16 protein-coding genes and 1 tRNA gene are annotated in these 17,795 nt (G+C 67.1%); 6 read left to right on the top strand and 11 right to left on the bottom strand.

All coding sequences use genetic code 11. The annotated features are described in order from the left end of the window. Window positions 1–48: 48 nt before the first annotated feature. Window positions 49–119: transfer RNA gene (locus EZM51_RS08055), tRNA-Gly, on the bottom strand. Between the two features lie 114 nt (window positions 120–233). On the opposite strand from EZM51_RS08055, the gene dcd reads away from it, so the two are divergent. Then, entirely contained in the window at window positions 234–839 is a 606-nt protein-coding gene (dcd, locus tag EZM51_RS08050) for a dCTP deaminase (protein WP_136707713.1), read from the top strand. Between the two features lie 10 nt (window positions 840–849). Then, window positions 850–1,926 carry a glycosyltransferase gene (locus EZM51_RS08045; protein ID WP_169053834.1) on the top strand — a complete coding sequence of 359 codons (1,077 nt, stop codon included), beginning with the start codon at window positions 850–852 and terminating at the stop codon, window positions 1,924–1,926. Between the two features lie 81 nt (window positions 1,927–2,007). On the opposite strand, the gene EZM51_RS08040 is transcribed toward EZM51_RS08045, so the two are convergent. The 8 genes from EZM51_RS08040 to EZM51_RS20515 form a co-directional block, all read right to left on the bottom strand. Next, complete coding sequence (locus EZM51_RS08040) at window positions 2,008–2,481, bottom strand: hypothetical protein (RefSeq protein WP_136707711.1); 474 nt, start codon at window positions 2,479–2,481, stop codon at window positions 2,008–2,010. Between the two features lie 129 nt (window positions 2,482–2,610). Further along, a complete protein-coding gene (locus EZM51_RS08035) occupies window positions 2,611–3,480 on the bottom strand; it encodes a nucleotidyltransferase family protein (RefSeq protein WP_136707710.1) in 870 nt (289 codons plus the stop codon). A 32-nt stretch (window positions 3,481–3,512) separates the two neighbouring features. Next, the gene (locus EZM51_RS08030) at window positions 3,513–4,940 is read right to left on the bottom strand and encodes a polysaccharide biosynthesis tyrosine autokinase (RefSeq protein WP_136707709.1); all 1,428 of its coding nucleotides are present in this window, start codon (window positions 4,938–4,940) and stop codon (window positions 3,513–3,515) included. 15 nt (window positions 4,941–4,955) lie between these two features. Continuing rightward, entirely contained in the window at window positions 4,956–6,359 is a 1,404-nt protein-coding gene (locus EZM51_RS08025) for an O-antigen ligase family protein (RefSeq protein ID WP_136707708.1), read from the bottom strand. Then, entirely contained in the window at window positions 6,359–6,622 is a 264-nt protein-coding gene (locus EZM51_RS08020) for a PqqD family protein (RefSeq protein WP_136707707.1), read from the bottom strand. The genes EZM51_RS08025 and EZM51_RS08020 overlap by 1 nt, the downstream gene beginning before the upstream one ends. Next, window positions 6,619–7,647 (bottom strand): MauE/DoxX family redox-associated membrane protein, encoded by a 1,029-nt coding sequence (locus EZM51_RS08015; RefSeq protein ID WP_349236060.1) that lies wholly within the window; start codon window positions 7,645–7,647, stop codon window positions 6,619–6,621. The genes EZM51_RS08020 and EZM51_RS08015 overlap by 4 nt, the downstream gene beginning before the upstream one ends. Before the next feature lie 65 nt (window positions 7,648–7,712). Continuing rightward, window positions 7,713–8,447, bottom strand: coding sequence for a signal peptidase I (gene lepB / locus EZM51_RS08010; RefSeq protein ID WP_136707705.1), 735 nt, complete (start codon window positions 8,445–8,447; stop codon window positions 7,713–7,715). Then, window positions 8,444–9,541 carry a hypothetical protein gene (locus tag EZM51_RS20515; RefSeq protein WP_169053833.1) on the bottom strand — a complete coding sequence of 366 codons (1,098 nt, stop codon included), beginning with the start codon at window positions 9,539–9,541 and terminating at the stop codon, window positions 8,444–8,446. Before EZM51_RS20515 ends, lepB begins: the two co-directional genes overlap by 4 nt. Before the next feature lie 42 nt (window positions 9,542–9,583). On the opposite strand from EZM51_RS20515, the gene EZM51_RS08005 reads away from it, so the two are divergent. Both EZM51_RS08005 and EZM51_RS08000 read left to right on the top strand, forming a co-directional pair. Beyond that, window positions 9,584–10,756 (top strand): glycosyltransferase family 4 protein, encoded by a 1,173-nt coding sequence (locus EZM51_RS08005; RefSeq protein WP_169053832.1) that lies wholly within the window; start codon window positions 9,584–9,586, stop codon window positions 10,754–10,756. A gap of 185 nt (window positions 10,757–10,941) precedes the next feature. Further along, window positions 10,942–12,639: an ABC transporter ATP-binding protein gene (locus EZM51_RS08000; RefSeq protein ID WP_169053831.1), complete on the top strand. Its 1,698-nt coding sequence runs from the start codon at window positions 10,942–10,944 to the stop codon at window positions 12,637–12,639. A gap of 35 nt (window positions 12,640–12,674) precedes the next feature. Here EZM51_RS08000 and EZM51_RS07995 read toward each other — a convergent pair whose 3' ends face one another. Both EZM51_RS07995 and EZM51_RS07990 read right to left on the bottom strand, forming a co-directional pair. After that, window positions 12,675–13,523 carry a hypothetical protein gene (locus EZM51_RS07995; RefSeq protein ID WP_136707702.1) on the bottom strand — a complete coding sequence of 283 codons (849 nt, stop codon included), beginning with the start codon at window positions 13,521–13,523 and terminating at the stop codon, window positions 12,675–12,677. 103 nt (window positions 13,524–13,626) lie between these two features. Beyond that, window positions 13,627–15,579: a glycosyltransferase gene (locus EZM51_RS07990; RefSeq protein WP_136707701.1), complete on the bottom strand. Its 1,953-nt coding sequence runs from the start codon at window positions 15,577–15,579 to the stop codon at window positions 13,627–13,629. A 216-nt stretch (window positions 15,580–15,795) separates the two neighbouring features. On the opposite strand from EZM51_RS07990, the gene EZM51_RS07985 reads away from it, so the two are divergent. Together EZM51_RS07985 and EZM51_RS07980 are read left to right on the top strand one after the other, a co-directional pair. Further along, window positions 15,796–16,608: a polysaccharide pyruvyl transferase family protein gene (locus tag EZM51_RS07985; protein WP_169053830.1), complete on the top strand. Its 813-nt coding sequence runs from the start codon at window positions 15,796–15,798 to the stop codon at window positions 16,606–16,608. Continuing rightward, on the top strand, window positions 16,605–17,792 hold the full coding sequence (locus tag EZM51_RS07980; protein ID WP_136707699.1) for a hypothetical protein: 1,188 nt from the start codon (window positions 16,605–16,607) through the stop codon (window positions 17,790–17,792). Before EZM51_RS07985 ends, EZM51_RS07980 begins: the two co-directional genes overlap by 4 nt. Window positions 17,793–17,795 lie beyond the last annotated feature (3 nt).

Genomic DNA, 17,795 nt, shown 5'->3' with positions numbered 1-17,795 from the left:
CGCAGTGGGCTTCAGCGGGATGGAGCGATCTGTAAAACTCCTGATCAGAGCCGATGACGGGAATCGAACCCGCGCTGTCTGCTTGGGAAGCAGAAGTTCTACCATTGAACTACATCGGCGCGCGACATCCGTGGGATGCAGCGTTGACCATCGTAGCAAGTGTCTCCGTACCATCCGCTACCCGACCGCCGGGCGCGAAGCGACCCGACGCCACGGGTCGGTAGGCTGACTCCGTGCTGCTCTCCGATCGCGACATCCGGGCCGAACTCGATCGCGAGCGCATCCGGCTTGATCCGTACGAGCCGGCGATGATCCAGCCGAGCAGTATCGACGTGCGCCTCGACCGGTACTTCCGGCTGTTCGACAACCACAAGTACCCGTTCATCGACCCCGCCGAGGACCAGCCCGAACTCACGCACCTCATCGACGTGCGGCCCGACGAGCCGTTCATCCTGCACCCGGGCGAGTTCGTGCTCGCGTCGACGTACGAGGCCGTCACCCTGCCCGATGACATCGCCGCGCGGCTCGAGGGCAAGAGCTCGCTAGGACGCCTCGGCCTCCTCACGCACTCGACCGCCGGCTTCATCGACCCCGGATTCACCGGCCACGTGACGCTCGAGCTGTCGAACGTCGCGACCCTGCCCATCAAGCTCTGGCCGGGCATGAAGATCGGCCAGATGTGCTTCTTCCGCCTCTCGTCGCCGAGCGAGCGCCCCTACGGCTCGGCCGAGTACGCGAACCGCTACCAGGGCCAGCGCGGGCCGACGGCGTCGCGATCGTTCCAGAACTTCCACCGCACGGATGTCGGCGTGACCGAGGCCGGCTCGGCGGGCGGGTGAAGGGTTGCCTGTGACAGAGATCGTCCTCGCTCACGACTACCTCGTGCAGACGGGCGGTGCCGAGCGGGTCGTCGCGACCTGGGCGTCCGGGTTCGGCGCACGCAGCATCACCACCCTCGCGTACCGGCCCGAGTCGACCTTCGAGGTGTTCGCCTCGCTCGAGGTGAAGGCGTCGCTTCCGCCGGCGTTCGCCGGCCACGTGGAACGCCTGCTGCCGGCGTTGCCGGCGATCGCCGGCCGCACGACGGTGCGCGGCGGCGACGTCGCGCTCGCGTCGAGCAGCGGCTGGGCGCACCGCTTCCGCTACGAGATGCCGCATGTGGTCTACGTGCACACGCCCGCGCGCTGGCTCTACGCCGCCGACGACTATCGCCTGCGGCTCAGTCGGGTGCGGCGGGCCGGGCTCACCGCCAGCACGCCGCTGCTGCGCCGCGGCGACCGCGAGGCGATGGCCCGCGCCAGTGCGATCGTCGCCAACTCGGCGGTGACGCAGCAGCGCATTCGGGATGCCTATGAGCTCGACTCGATCGTCGTGCATCCGCCGGTCGAACCGGTCGCGGAGGTCGCCATCGCGCCGCAGCGTGCGCTGCCCGAGGAGTTCGCCGTAGTCGTCGCGCGTGACCGCGGCTACAAGAACGTCGCGCTCGCCGTCGAGGCGGCGCGGGCGGCGGGGCTTTCGATCGTGGTTGTCGGCGCCGGGTCCGAGGTGCTCACCGAGCGGTCATCGGGCGTCTATGGACTCGGACGGGTGACCGACGAGGAGCTCTGCTGGGTCTATCGCACGGCGGCAGTCGTGCTCGGCGCCGGCCGCGAGGACTTCGGACTCACGGTCATCGAGGCCGCGCTCGAGGGAACGCCCGCTGCGACGATCGCCGCCGGCGGGTACCTCGAGACGGTGATGCCCGGTGTGAACGGGTTCTACGCGGCGTCCGACGTCTCGAATGATGTCGAGGCTCTAGCTACGGCCGTGACTCGCGCCCGATCGCTTGGTCGCGCGGAGTGCGTGCGGTGGGCCGAGCAGTTCTCGGCAGAGGCTCATCGCGGCCGACTGCTGGAGGCGCTGGGCGAGGCCGGTCGTGTGGGGTGACGCGTCGTGCGAGAAAGCAATTGGTGGGGCTCACCGTTGAGGTGAACCCCACCATTTGGCGTTGAGCCTTGCAGCTTCGAGCTAGTCGGCGCACACCTGGATCGGGTCCTCGACCTTGTCGCAGTCGGGCGGGGACTGGAGTCCCAGCAGGGGCTGCGCGACGTCACCGATGGAGTAGGTGACGTCGATCCAGGTGCCGCTGTCGGTCGAGGCACCGGTGAACACAGCGCAGTCGCCAGTCGCGATGTCTTGCGAGCCCTGCCACAGGATGTCGCCGCTGTTGCGCTTGACGATCTTGGTGACGTTGATGCTCAGCGAGCTGTCCGGGCAGCTGATGCCACCGGCACAGAGTTCGATGTTGAAGGTGAAGGGGTCGCCGGTGCTCTGTCCTGGGCACTTGCAGCTGCGGTCGCTCATGGTGAGTTCGGGGATGCAGCTCGCTGCGGCAAGGGGTGCCGTTGTGGCGACGGCCACGGCGGGGACCGCCCACGCCATGGCCTTGGTGACGGTGCGACGGCTTACGCCAGCGTGCTCAGTTCGTTCGATGTCGGCCATGGCCTCATTATCCTTTGGGCTGTGTGATGGGGCTCGTATGGATCGCGGGAAACTCTAGAAGAGTATCGCATCGCCGCAGATGCGCAATGCCACGGTTTACCCGATTAGCCCCCCAATCGGGGGGATGGTTCAGGGTCGGCGTCGGCGTACCAGCTCACGGAGCCCTCGCAGCGGGCGATCGAAGAACTCTCGGACGACATCGCGGCGGGTCGGCTGGCGGCCAAGCCGATGTTCGAGGTGGGCGTGATTCACCAACGGTGCGCGCAAGACAACTCCGACGCGAGCAGCAAGTGTCGGAGCCGCGAGCAGGCGCCCCCACCACTCCTCGACACGACCGCCACCTTGAGTGACCGCCTTCCAGAGGCGGTACTCGCGAGCTTGACGATACGCATCGAGACGGCCGAACGCCGCATCGAAGGCCAGGTGGGCGCCCAGCGCGTCGACTTCACGCTCGATCTGGCGGCGGAACTCCGGTGGGAGGCCGTCCCAAGACTCGATGAGCTCGATCGAGCGACGCGCGCGGGCCGCGTTCAGGATCAGGATCACTGCCTGATCGGGGATGCTCGGTACGGGGCAGGTCACGCCCGCAACAACGATCGTGCGCCGGGTGGCCCAAAGTCGACCGAATGCCTGCCCCGGTTCGAGGCCGATGCCCGGAAAGCAACGGTGCAGATCGAGAAAGCCCCACATATCGTGCAGGTAGGTCTGGGCGTGGCCGAATGGCGACCCGCTCGTGAAAGTGCTGTAAACGCGCCACCCCAGCCTTCGGAGCTCAGCGTCCAGGGCTGCGACCTCTGCCGGATGAACCATGACGTCGACATCCGATCCGGGCGATGCGATCGGGCGCACTGCCGGCTCAACGGCGTCACCTTTGATGTGCAGCAGGTCGATGTGCGAACGATCAGCGACGGTCTGAACGGCGGCGCGTCCGAGGTGGAGTCGCACGACGGGTGGCACGGTCACGCTCAGGTCACCACCGTGCCCGCTCATGCCGGGCACTCCGCCACGGTCCAGCGCGACGCCGACATGGTTCAGGCTGACTCGGGAGTGGGGGACCTCGTACTGCGAGCTGCCGACCGCTTGCTGCCCTTGCCCTCCGAGTACCCCTGCGCATACGCGGCCGCAGCGTAGGGCGATGCATCCCCGCCCTTCGCTGGCACCTTGTTGAGCACGAGCCCCAGTGCGCGGCCGTTGACCTTCCGCAGTGCGTCGAGCGACTTCTCGACGAAGTCGTAATTGGTCTTGCCGACGCCGACGACGAGGAGCGCCCCATCGGCCTGCTGTGTGAGCACAGCACTATCGGTCACAGCGAGCAGCGGTGGCGCATCGATGATGAGAGTGGCGTGCTTCGCGAGGTCGTCGAGCAGTTGTCGCATGCGAACGGATCCGAGCACCTCACTCGGGTTCGGTGGAATGGTCCCCGCCGCGAGCACCAGCAGGTGCGCGTCGTGCGGCGTGCGCTGGAGCACGTCGACGACAGGCGCACGGCCAGTCAGCACATCACTGAGACCGGCGCCCCCCGGTAAGCCCAGGTTGATTGCCACAGTGGGGCGGCGGAGGTCGCCGTCGATGAGGACGACCGCTTCGCCACTACGAGCGAGCGTCAGTGCGAGATTGCAGGCGACTGTCGACTTGCCATCGCCAGGCAACGGACTGGTGACGACGATCTTCCGCGGCGGGTTGTCGACATCCATGAAGCGCAGATTGGTGCGAAGCGAGCGCAGGGCTTCGGCGACCGGGAAGGTGCGGTCGTCGGCAGCGCCGGTCAGCAACTTGCTCGTGCCGGTGAGCGCAGCAGAGGCGGGAATCGTGCCCATTACCGGGACCTGCAGTTTCGCCTCGACGTCGTCGGTCGCCCTGACTCGCCGATCGGATGCGGTACGGATCAGAGCGAACGCGACGCCGGCACCGAGGCCGAGCACGCCACCGACAATGAGGGCGGTGCGAGTGTCGGGAAAGACCGGCGTGCTCGGCACAGTGGCTGCGGCGGCGGAGTAGATGCTGATCTGGGTGGGGGAGTCTTTACCGTCGACGACTGCGTTGGTAGCCGCCAGCGCGCCGATCCATGCTTGGGCCAGGGCCGCAGCGTCCTGCGGAGTATTCGCTCTTGCGGTGAACCTGATGATGGAGGTGCCCTGTGGGTTCTCGACCGTGATCCGCGCGGCGACCGACTCGGGGCTCGCTGTGAGCCCCAGTTCGTCGATCGCGCGCTCAGCGACCTCTTCCCACCCCGCCATCTCGAGTAGGGTCGGCACTTTCACACGGGCAGAGCTGTCATCGCTGAAGAGTTGCCCGTTCTCATACGCCGTCTTCGCCTGCACGAGACCGCTTGCGGTCGCCTCGTAGACGGGGGTCTGCAGGAGCGACCAGCCGTATGCGGTGCCGACCCCGATCAGTGTCATCAGGGTGATCGCGAGCCAGTGGCGGCGCAATCCGCGAAGGTAGTCGCGTAGCTCCATGTGCACCCCTGGTTCTCAGCGTTCGCCGGCCGCACGGCCGACCGCTCTATCGTAGGGCAGAGCACGTGAAAGTCCCGGTGGACCGGGTGACGCGGCTGATCCGGGTTCCCTCGTGCCCGACGCATCCGTCGAACGTTGCAGGGCCAAGGCCCCGAGACAGATGCCTGCGATCACGAAAGGCACGGAGGTCTGCACCCCTGCCCAAAACAGGTCGAACTGCGCCTGCACGATGCGGCTCAGAATCACCGCGAGGGCGAGGGTCCCGTACACCTTGTCAATTCGCCTGAGCACCATCACGAACCCCACCCACATAATGAAGAACGCTGCGAGCCCGAAGAGTCCAGCCGAGGCGACCACTTCGAGCTCGGCCTGGGGCGGCTGATACGGCACTGTGTCGTCGACGTACCAGAAGCGCAGTCCGTGGCCGAAGATCGGCGCATGCTTCCAATACGCGTAGACCTCGCGGAACCACTCGAGCCGCTGGAACGTGGAATTGTGCCGATTCTGCGAATCGAGCTGCTCAAGCACCATCGACACGGTGAGCCAGACCGCGGGTATCACGAGCAGCAGGATCAGCTTCGACTGACCACCTCGGCGCACCGCGATCACGAGTACCGATACGACGAGGCCGATCCAAGCCTGACGCGATTGACTCATGACGATCGCGATCAGCAGCAGCCACAGCGCAGGGCGGGTCCAGCGCTGTGAGAGCTCGGCCCAAGGTGGGTTCACGTAGGCGATCAGCGCGACGAATGCGAGCGCCGTGCCGACGAAGTTCTTGTGCATCGGCAACGGGATCCAAGGATAGACCGGGCCGAGGTTGCCACCTGCGTACTGGAGAACGCCCGAGACCACAGTGCCGGCCGCGAGCACGCAACCCGTGATCAGCATCGCGGTGAATGCCCATCTCGCATAGCCCCCGCGCCCGATCGCCCACCCGACGATGAGGGCGCCAGAGATGAGCAGCCAGGCGTGGAACCACTCGATCGTGTTCTGCGCGAACGGGTTGACGATGACCGTGATCAGCGTCGCGAACTGGTATCCGAAGTTGAACCAGAGCATCGCCCGCAGTTCGCGGCTGTAGGGCCGGCTTCCGAGCAGCACCGCAGTTCCGAACGCTGCGGCGAGCGCAACATCAGATGCCGACACGTCGGCGCCGCCGATGCCCGCACGCTGGGCGACGAAGAGTGCCGGCATCGCCATCAACGCGATCGCGAGCGGCTTCGACATCGTGAGCACCGCGCCGACCACGAGCGCTGCAAGGACGATGCCGGTGACCAGCGCGCCCTTACCGGCGCGGTCGAGGAGGAAGTACGTCGCGAGCACCGTGCCCACAGCGAGGAGTGCCCATCGCCAGGCACCCGCCCACCAATCGGCCAGCCGGTCGCGCCAAGCGCCCTTATTCATGCTCGTGGCCATCAGGCCGAGCCCTCGATCAGGAGTCCTCGCGCGACGAGGTCGTCGATAAACGCAGCGACGTGTGCCGCGATCTCATCAGGCGGCCCGTGGACCTGCTCGAGAATACGCTCCGCGAGGTGCTCGGGGTCGCCTGTCGTCGCCTCTGTGAAGATCAGTGCCGCCACGCCCTCGAGCACGAGAATCGGCCCACCAGGCAACGGCGCGAGGTAGATGGAGCCTTCGCTCTCCTCGAGGCCCACACCGGTAGCGAGTCGGTAGCTCATCTTTCGGGCGGTCGGTCGGTGGGGGGCCTCTCGCCGTGCAGGCTCTCGTAGACGTCGCCGATGAACGAGTCGATGGCGGCCGAACCCGACTCGGGCCCACCCGCGAGCAGGCCGTCGGCACCAAGCAGCACCGCGGTCGGCGTCGGCCACTCTGTGATCGACCCGCGCACATAGCCCTCGGTGTCGTGCAGGGACTCGGGATACGCGGCTTCGGTGAGCCGGCTCTCGGACGGAGCGATCGAGACCAGCAGCCGCACGTCAATCTCGGGCAACAGGGCGCGCCACGTCGGCACCCGCTCGATGACGGAGAGGCATGACCCGCAGACCTCCGACACCGCGAGCAGCAGCGTGGGTCGCTGCATCGACAGCGTCCGCAGGTTCGCCGTGCGCCCGTCACCGAGGGTCACCGGCACCGCGGGGGTTCGCGTGCGCACATAGTCGAGGTCGTCGTCTACGCTCTGGGATGCGGCGATCGGGACGGGTGCTTCGCGTGCGGCTGCCTGCGGAGGCCAGACGACGACGGCCGCCGTGAAAGCAGCTGCAGCGAGTGCGACGAGCCAGCCCCAGTCAGGGCCGAGGGCGGCGAGCGGGCCGCCGAGGAGCGGCGTCGCCCAGATCGTGGATGCCGCAACCGCGGCGACGAGCAGCAGCCAGCTGTTGCGGAGTACGGTGACGCCGGTCACCGGTGTCGGCGCACCGAAACACGCGCAACTGGCATCCGAGCCGGACGCACGCGCCTTTGCACGTACCCGCCACACGAGCAGCGTGTAGGCGGCCATCAACGCAACGGCGACGAGCGCCGCGAGCAGACCGAGTACGCCACCGAGCACCGCCAGCCCCAGTCCGAGGGCGAGTTCACCCCATGGGTGCAGGCGGAGTAGCCAGATGCGCCGGAAGGCGGCCGGCACCCCCAACTCCGCCCAGCCGGCGAGATCGTCGGGGTGGCGGAGCTTCCCGACAGCGCTTGCCACCAACACTCCGGCGATGATCAGCGCAGGGGCTGCGATGAGGGAAGTCGGCACCATACGATCCTACCGACCACCTCGGCGGTGAGCACCGCGTCGCGGTGTTCACACCGGGTGCGGCCCGGCTACGACAGATCAATCGACAGGGTGCGCCCCCAACCGTTGAGCGGCCAGAAGACGAGGAACACCTCACCGACGATGTCGTCTGCGGTCACGATTCGTGCGCAGCCGTCGGCCGCGGCAGCCCCGCGGCATCCCATGACCGAGTCAGCCGAGTTCGACCGATGGTCGCCCATGACGAGATACTCGTCGCCGCTGAGCACAATCTCGCGGAAGCAGCGCGCGGCGACGGGGTCAGTCGAGCAGTCGAGTTCGCCTGACTCGAACAGCAGATCGTTGAAGATGTATGGCTCCTCGATCGGTTCGCCGTTCACCGTCAGTCGGCCCTCGGCGTCGCAGCACGCGACTGCGTCGCCAGGGGTGCCGATGACCCGTTTCGTCAGGGCGTTGTGATTGTTCGGCCCGAAGCCGACCACGTCGCCGAACCAGCCGATCATCGTGCGCCACCACGGCCGTTCATTACTGGGCCCCCAGGATTCGGGTCGGTCGAACACGATGACATCGCCGTGTTCCGGCTCATCCCCGAGGTACGCGAGCTTGTTAACGAGCACGCGATCGCCGGGCTCGAGCGTCGGTTGCATCGACCCGGACGGCACCTGGTAGACCTTGACGAACAGTGCCTGTACGAGCGCGACGACGAGGATTGCGGCGACGAGGTGCGCCCACGGGGATGAGAGTGCGCGCCGCCAGAGCGGGCGGGTGCCGGGTCGCCTGTTCTCGAGCTTGGAGTTGCCGGTCATGGGGTCTTGATACGGTCCGCAACGGCGGTAGGAGCGATGAGGCCAGCTCGCTGCATCTCGGCGAGTTCCTGCAGCACCCGCTCGTGCAGAGTGCCGTCGGGCGGCGTACCGTGTTCGCGTTCGACCTCGACGATGATGGCGTCCAGGTCTAGGCCCGCGCAGACGGCTCGCCAGAGCGTCGGCCCGACGCCAGCGAGCAGCTGCAGTACTCCCGAGGGCAACAACACGCACGCGGAGCCTTCGCTCTCGATCGCATCGCACACCTCGACCGGCGCGAAGTAAGCGTTCGCGGCACGCGCAGTCGGCAGCACGCTTCGCCACGGTTTCGGTTCGGGGTGCGCCGAGGAATTCAGTTGGTCGATCGCATCGGGCAAGGTGCGAGCTTCGGTGTAACTGACTCGCTGCACTGGCCCGATGCGATCGACGAGCCGGGCCACTGATTGCAGCGGCTCGTGCATCTCCGTGAGATAGCTCGACTGCGAGGCGAGCTCGAGAAGCGCCTCGCAGAGCGGCACCGCGGTGACGGATGCCGGTGGCACATCGCCGTCGCCAGCGGGCGGGTGCCGGTCGAGCAGCAGAAGGCTGCCGAGCACGAGCGGAGCGTCGGGCAGCGGCCGGAGTCCGAGCGCGGACGGTGCCCACTGCTGTTTGTGGTGCGAGCCGTCCACGATGACCGACAGTGGCTTGCGGTAGGGCGCGATGCATCCGCCTTCGTCGATCGCGATCGATTCGTCGCTGACGTAGCCGCGCCGAGCGCCAAGGGCCCGCGAGGCCGTCGTCTTGCCACTGCCCGAGGGGCCTACGTACACATGCACCCGCCCGTCTGCGTCGGCCACGCCCCCGGCGTGCAGCAGCAGCCGCAAGCCGCGCAGGCGACCCAGCCCGGCGAGGGTGACGAGTGTGGTCAGCCGGGAGGCATCCCTGTCGAACGTCTCAGCAGTAACCGTGCCGAGCTGGACCGGGTCGGCCGCCGGCATAGATGCGTCGGGAGCGTCGGCGTCGCGCCATGGGTCGAGCAGGTCTCGCAGCATCGCCTCGTCGATTGCCTCGACGAGGAGTGGCACCCGAGTGCCGAGTGCGACGAGTTCGGTCATGGATTGATTCTGGCAGGGTCCGCTCTCGATACGATGGCGCGCATGGGCGCCGAAGTGCCACGAGGAAATGAACGAGTGATCCACACGATCACGCCGTGGGATCACTTCTCGCCCCGAACCGGATCGGCGATCCCCACCGTCGTGCACGGGCTTGCGTCTGCGGCCGTGCTGCGCGGCGACGCGCGGCATTCCGTCGTCGTGGAGCGGTCGACGTATCGGCCGCGCTACGACGATGCCGACATCATCGAGTACGACGGGCGCCGCGTGTCCGCGAGGGCGCGCCGCTATCTCGATCCGACGCTCGGCCGGTTGGCCATCGCCCGTCCCGCCGCATCCGCGTACTTCCGCCCGCTCGCCGATGCGATTCGCGCCCGCCCGCCCGCGATCGTGTTGGCGCACAACGCGCCGCTGATGCCTTGGCTGCTGCGCGGCACCGAGCATCGGGTAGTCCTCTATGCGCACAACGAGCTGTTTCGCACCTACGCACGGAGCGAGGTCAACCGGCTTCTCGCCCCCGCGGACGCGATCATCTGCGTCAGCAAGGATTCGGCTGATCGAACACGTTCGATCCTCGGGCCGAGGAACCGGGACAAGGTCTTCACCGTCGGAAACGCCGTCGACACGGCCCGCTTCACACCGGCTGTGCGGCCGCCGCGGACTTCGGGCGAACCTATGCGGGTGATGTTCGCAGGGCGGGTCGTGCGACAGAAAGGCGCCGACACCCTGTTGCGCGCTGCGGCGGCATTCGACGCGCACGAGATCGAGGTCGTCGTCGTGGGGAGTGCTGGATTCGACCCCACTGCCCCTCTCACCGCATACGAGCGCGAGCTCCGGGCACTCGCAGCGCAGGCGGCGCCGAGCGTGACTTTCAGCCCTTTCGTCGATCGGGCGACGCTGCCCGACTTGTTACGTACGGCTGATGTGCTCTGCGTGCCGTCGCGTTGGACCGAGGCGAGTGGGCTAACCGTCGGCGAAGGGCTCGCGACCGGCATCCCCGTCATCGCCAGCCGGCTTGGCGGCATACCGGAGGCGCTCGGCCCAGGCGGGCTGCTTGTGCCCTCCGATGACGTCAAGGCGCTCGAGGCCGCACTGCGTCGACTGCTCGACGAACCGCAGACGGCGGCCGCGCTCGGTCGGGCCGGGCGCGAATGGGTGGAAGCGCACGACTGGGGCTGGGCCTGGGAACGGCTGCGCGAGGCGCTCGAGCTCGCGTAAGGCCTGCCGTGCAGAGACGGTAGGCTGCTCTGGCGAGGCCGCGAGGGATTGACCGCAGCGATGAGGAGACGATGGCAACACCGGCACGTCGAGACGGGCTCGTCGATCAACTGCGTCGTCTACTCAAGATCGCGGGGGCCCGACCCGGTGCGTGGGTCACGTCGACCATCGTCATCTCGCTGATCTTGGCCGCGCTCGACACGCTCGGCGTCGCCGCGATGGTGCCGCTAACGCAACTGATCGGCGGCGCGGACACCGACACCGGCGCCCTGGCAGTGATCGCAGACACATTCGGTACCGACGAACGCACCGCGCTGATACCGGTTGTCGCGGCGTTGGTGGCGGTGCTGTTCGTGCTCAAGAGCCTCGCGTCGATCGGGTTCAGGTGGTGGCTGCTCGGCCGCACAACTCGGGTCTCGGCGGACTCTGCGGCTGCCCTGTTGCGCGGCTATGTGCTCGCCCCGTATGCATCGCATCGCACCCGGCGACTGCGCGAGATCTACCGCAGCGTGAACGAGGCCGTGTCGCAGTCGACCTCGGTGTTGCTCGCCACTGTGAGCATCGGCACGGATTTCTTCGTGCTCATCGCGCTCACCGCAGTGCTCGCCGTCACCTCGCCGTTCGTCACGATCATCACCGTGCTCGTCTTCGGTATCTTCGTTCTCGGGCTGCAGCGACTGCTGCGTCGCAGGCAGGTGCGCCTGGGCGAGGCGGCCGCGACGGTGAGTCTGGAGGTCTGGCAGTACCTGTTGCCGAGCCTCGACGGGTTTCGCGAAGCCCGGCTCAGCTCACGTGGCGAAGACTTCGTACGTGGCTACCGAGACGCGCGACTGCGCGGCGCTCGTATCGGTCGTGACATCGGAATCATCTCGGACATCCCGAGGTATTCGCTCGAGATCGGCTTCGTCTTGGCGATCGCCGTGATCTCGGCGTACCTCTTCACGACCGGCACGGCCGCTGAGGCGCTCGTGGTCCTCGGTGTGTTCGCCGCCGCATCGCTGCGGGCCCTTCCCACGCTCACGAGGATGTCGTCGAACGTCGCCACCCTTCGTACCGGCCAGGCAGGTCTAAGGATCTTCCTCGAAGCTGCCGACTCGCTCGAAAGCGAGGCGAGTCACGAGGAGCAGCCTCGCGACGGGACGGCGTATGCGGGCGATCTCGTCATCGACGACCTCAGCTTCAGCTACCCCGACGCTGACACTCCGGTGCTCGACGGGCTGTCGTTGCGGATCCCGCACCATTCGACCGTGGCGTTCGTCGGTTCGAGCGGGGCGGGCAAGAGCACCCTGATCGACCTCGTGCTCGGGCTCCTCGACCCGACGCGCGGGTCGATCTCATGTGGCGGCCGGTCGATCTCCGACGATCGTGCTGCGTGGTACGCATGCCTCGGCGTGGTGCCACAAGACGTCTTCCTGTTCAACGAAACTCTCGCCACCAATGTCGCGTTCGAGATCGACCGTTCGCGCATCGACCTCGCTCGCGTTCGCCTCGCGCTCGAGATGGCGAAGCTCGATGACACCGTCGCCGCACTGCCCGACGGCCTCGACACCGTCGTCGGAGAGCGAGGGGTGCGCCTCTCCGGCGGCCAGCGACAACGACTCGGCATCGCCCGGGCGCTTTATCGCTCGCCCGATATTCTCGTGCTCGATGAGGCGACCTCCGCCCTCGACAACGCCACCGAGCACGAGATCTCCGAGACCCTCGCCAGCCTGGGCGGCACGATGACGATTCTGATTGTCGCGCACAGGCTTTCGACGATCCGCCACGTCGACACGATCGTCTTTCTCAAAGACGGGCGGATCGAGGCCCAGGGGACGTTCGAAGAAGTCCGGGCGGCGAGCGCGGAGTTCGCGCACCTGGTCGAGCTTGGCAAACTCGACTGACAGCCGTGCATCCTGAACGTCAGATGATGCAGGCGTCAGATCAGGCCATCGAGGCGGTCGAGCAGTTCGGCGCTCAGTGCGGGATCGACCTTCCGGCAGAACGGCGAGCCCGAACTGCGGATCGCGCCGAGGTCGTGGAGCCTCCAGACCACGCATTGGTCGACTGCGTCGTCCCACTGGACGAAGCTGACTGGCGGTAGAGACGAGGGTGCTGCACGCCAAGCGAGTGCGGTCTGCAGCGCCGACTCATCTGGGATCACAGCACGACGGTACGCGCGCCGCAGCGGTGAGCCAGCCGCGAAGTCCTCGTCGAGCAGCAGATCGAGCTCAGTGCGGCGGACCGCGAGGGTCTGACCGCCGAAGTAGCAGGGCCGATCGGACCCGAAGAACTGGGGAACGCGCGCGAAACCGTAGTACAACCCGCGCCCCCGGGATACGCGGCGTACCCCGAAGACCGGTTCGAGCCTGAGCGCCGCCGCGGTGCGAAGGCGCACCCACCATCGCGGCGCCTTGCCGAGCTGATCCGCCCAGGGCGAGCGATACCACTTCAGCGAGTACCGCGTATAGCGATCGTCGCCGGCGCCACGAGTGCGGCCCCATCGCGGCGTGTACTCGAGCGGTGTCGCCGTGCCGATCCAGCTCTCCGCCTCGACCGCCTCCTGCTCCCATTGCGAAAGTGGCCGCACCGGGTAGTCGGCACCGGTGATCAGGGTGACGATCTCCGGATCGAACAGTTCGCGTGCTCGGGCAAAGGCTGCGAGCGTCGCTTCGACCAGCTGCCAAGACCCCCAGTCGCTGGCGAAACCATGGTTGAACACGACGATGCGCTCGTCATCGTCGACGGCCGGGAACTCCTCGCGCCGCGAATCGTGCGCGATGAGCACTCGCGCGTGCGGGCTCGACCGCAAGATCGCGCCCGCAAGCCGTCGTACCTGCGCCCAGCCAGTGTGAGTCAAGACGACGTATACGGCACGCGCTGGGCGTTGTTCAGGATCGTGCATGCCAGCGCCGGGCCCAGTACGCACGCCTCAACCACAGTGGTCGCGCTGCGAAGAGGATGTCACGGCGCCGTGTGAGGATCTGTCGGGAGATGCCGAGGGCTTCGCGGAATATGTCGAATTCACGCGTTCGCCAGCATGAGGCGAACACCCACGCGAGCACCCGACGGTAATCGGAACGATACGCGTCGAGAGGCCGGTGCGGCGGTGTCGGGAGAGTCGATGGCTGCCAGGCATCGTGGATGACTCGGAGTGCAGTGATGCCGACGAGTGAAGGGCTCGTGCGGGTCACAGTGTCGGGATGGTCGCGGGAGAATGCGAGCGGCTCACCGAGGAAGCGCCACTCGGCGAGCCGAGCGACGTTGAGGTACATGGCCCAATCGGCCGCTGGACCGTGCTCCACCGGGAAGCCGCCCGCAGCGATGAGCAGTCCGCGCTCCACCGCCGTGGTGGTCATCGCACCACGCATTCGTTCTAGGAGCAGGTCGAAGCTGCGACCCTCGATATACATGTATTCTCGTGGATTCTTGGGTGGCTTCCCCGCGGAACGTTCCATGCATTCCTGGTAGCTCGTGGCTTCGAAGTCGGTCGCCGGGCCGACCGACGAGCTGAAGCTCCAGAAGTTCGCGTTGAGCGCCCGGACGTCGGGACTCGACTCGAGTTCGGCATTGATGCGCTCGAGGTATCCTGGATGCAGCAGATCATCGTCATCGAGGAAGCACACCCAGCTGGTGCGTGCATGGCCGACACCGGTGTTCCTTGCGACCGACTCCCGACCTCGCGGGATGCTGACCACCTCCACAGGAAGGCCGGCCAACACCGATACCGCCGGATCATCGAGTCCATCGGCGACGACGATAATCTGGTCGAACGGGCGAGTCTGAGCGAGCGCGCTGTCGACGGCCTCGCGGAGGAGATCGCCGCGCTGGTACGTTGGAATGACCAGTGCGAACGTGGGCTTTCCCTGAGGGGGGGAGGAGTCCGTCGGAGCGAGGCGCGGAGCTGAGAGTATCCGACGGAGTTGTGCGCCCTTCGGACCCACTCTCTGGGCGGGTGTCGGTCGCCATTGAGCCAGACGGGCGGACGCCCCCAACCCCCATGCGATACCCAACACAGTGACAATGAGTCGTCGGGCCCGAGCGCCGACTCCGCGTGCAGATCCGACGCCATGGAACTGCAGTCTGATCCAGCGGCGGAGCATCGGCGATCCCAGCCCCTGATCGCGGGCGAGTAGCACGACGTGATTTCGCCTGCCGTACAGCTTGTAGCGGGTGTCGAATCGCGCACCATGCACGTGCGGTGCAGGGCGATGATCGACGACGGCATCGGGAACGAACAGTGCCATGCCGCCGATCGCACGTACTCGAAGGAAGATGTCGGTGTCTTCGCGAAGCGCGGTGCCAGGGTAGTCGTCGCGGAACCCGCCGAGCTCGGCAAGTACGCTGCGGCGGAACGTCATGTTCGCGCCGATGCCGTGGTCGATGCGGACGGGATTTCCGGGCGATGCCGCGAATCCGTCGGTGAGGGTGCCGTCCGCCCGAAGGATGCCGATCGGCTTCGAGTAGTGCTCCTCACCGGCGATGCCGTTGCAGGTGCGTCCACCGACGGCGGAGACGGCCGGGTCCGCAAAGGCGGCGACGAGGGCCTGCGCCCAGAGTGGTCGCACCACGACATCGTCGTCGATGAACGCGATGACCTCGCCGCGTGCCCAGCGGAGCGCTTCGTTGCGCGCCTTCGTCATCCACCCGGCGAGCGCCGGGGCGTGCACATAGTGCACGCCCGGGTAACTCGCCTCCGCATCGAGCTGCGCTGAGGCCCGAGAGGCATCGACGACCACGACCTCGGGCGGGGGACCTTGGAGGGCACGGAGCCCGCCAAGGCATCGTCGCAGGAACTCCGGACGCCCATACGTGACGATGCACACCGTGAGACGTTCGGTCATCCCGCAATCTTCGCATCTCCGGCGAATCGCTCGGAACGCCGCAACATATACTGGGATGCCGCGCGGAGCTCGATTGCGCTGCCTGGCGACCGGCCACAGCCCAGACAATTTTGGGGGTACGTTCTGAAGTACCACAGCACGGCGCGCCGCAGGCTCCGAGCGATCCGCCGGATCTCACGCACCGCACTCACACCTGCGATGTGGCGCCGAGGTCGCGTGATTCCCGCCTACTGGTGGGACGGACACCCGAACTTCGGCGATGCATTGACTCCATGGCTCCTGCCGAAGTACGGGATACTCCCGGTTCATCGTGGGGCGCCTCGCGCCCGACTGTCGGGTATCGGCAGCGTCCTCGAATTCCTTCCCCGCTCGTACGATGGTGCGATCTGGGGCTCGGGGCTGATGCTCGAGCAGCCGCATCCGCTGCCGGACGCGAGCGTCCTCGCCGTGCGCGGTCCGCTGACGGCGGAACTCATCGGTGCGCAAGGCCCCGTGGCGTTCGGAGATCCAGGCCTGCTCGTGGCGCGACATCTTCGCCGTCCCGAGCGGCGCTGGCGCGTGGGAGTCGTACCGCATGGGCATCATCGCGGCGGGGCCGAGCTCGACGAACTGCTGCGGAAGATCGGCCCTGCTGCGCAGGTCATCGACGTGCATCAAGAGGCCGCTCCGGCCGTCCGACAGATCGCCGCATGCGAGATGGTGGTCAGCACCTCCCTGCACGGACTCATTACAGCCGACGCCTTCGGCATTCCGGCCTTCTGGACTATGTTGACTCCCCCGCTGACGGGCGGCGACTTCAAGTTTCGGGACTACGAGGCGGCACTCACACCCGGTCGGACGAGGTTCGTCGCGCTGAACGAGGCGCTCGCGAGCGCCGATATCGAAGCCTTCGCGTCCGCCGCACCGTACGCAGACGTCAATCGGATCAGCGACGGTCTCGAACGTGCCCTCGAGTCCCTGCGCAGCTCACCCCACGGCTTTGGCAATGCGAGCGGGGCATCCGATTCGCGTGAGTGGGGCGGGCGATGAAACGCGGCGGGACGCTCGTCGTCGGCGCGCCCGAACTCAGCCGCACCGATGACGGCCAGATCCGGCTGAACGCCTCGATCGCAGACGAGGAGCCGCTCTGGTTCGCTGTGGAATCTGAGCATGCTGAACTGATCACCCCGAAGGCCGATGCCTTCGCCGTCGCCCTGCTGCTGCCGGCGATGCGATATCAGCGCGACCTCCATCTCGGCGGCGCCGTCGACGAGGTGCTGCTGCACCGCCTCAACCGAGAGGCGCAGTCGCTCGTTCAAGCGATGCATCCGAACTACTCGAGAATCTCCGTCTCCGCCGATGAGGCCCGTCCGTCGGCGGCGCGCGGGCGGGGGGTTGCCACCGGCTTCTCTGGCGGCGTTGACTCGCTCGCGGTGCTCGCAGAGTACGCGCTGGCATCGGGGGTGCCGGAGGAACTGCGCATCACCCATCTGCTGAGCAACAACGTCGGCGCGTTCGGCGATGGTGGGCGCGAGCTCTGGAGTGCGCGATACCGCGCGCTCGCGCCGGTCGCCGAAGAGCTCGGCCTGCCGTTCGTGAAGGTCGACAGCAATCTCGAGACGCACTTCACCCGAATGGGCTTCCTGCAGACGCATACGTTCCGAAATGCCGCGGTCGCGCACGCGCTCTCCGCAGGGATCGGGCGAACGTACTATGCGTCGGCCGTCGCGTACGGTGACGCGGGGATTTCAAGCGGTGGCGAGATCGCTTACGCGGATGGGTTCTTGCTGCCGCTGTTATCGACGCCGTCGCTCACGATCGAGTCGGCGAATCCTGATCTGAGCCGCGTCGAGAAGACCCTCGCGCTCGCCACGAATCCGTTTCGAACTCATCTCGATGTGTGCATCGACCCCGACCCGCAGCGCATCGGCAACTGCTCTCGCTGCTGGAAGTGCGTCCGGACGATGTTCACCCTCGAGGTCGCAGGCATGCTCGATGAGTTCACGCCTGTGCCGTTCCGGCTCGAACCGTACCGGGAGGCCCGGTCGGCGTTCACTGCCGAGATATTGGCGAGCGACGGACCGTTGCTTCGCGAGCTCCGTGCCTTCGCCGAGAGCCGCGGCCGACGGTGGTCGGCAGGTTCTCGCGTTCATGCCCTGTTTCTCCGCTCACAGCGCAGTGCGCGGCAGCTCGCACGGGCCGCCAAGCAGGCAGTCCGCGCCCGCGTGAGCTGAGTG

It is taken from the genome of Agromyces sp. H66 (genome assembly GCF_004959775.1).
GTDB lineage: Bacteria > Actinomycetota > Actinomycetes > Actinomycetales > Microbacteriaceae > Agromyces.
This window is presented reverse-complemented; position numbering and strand designations above follow the sequence as displayed.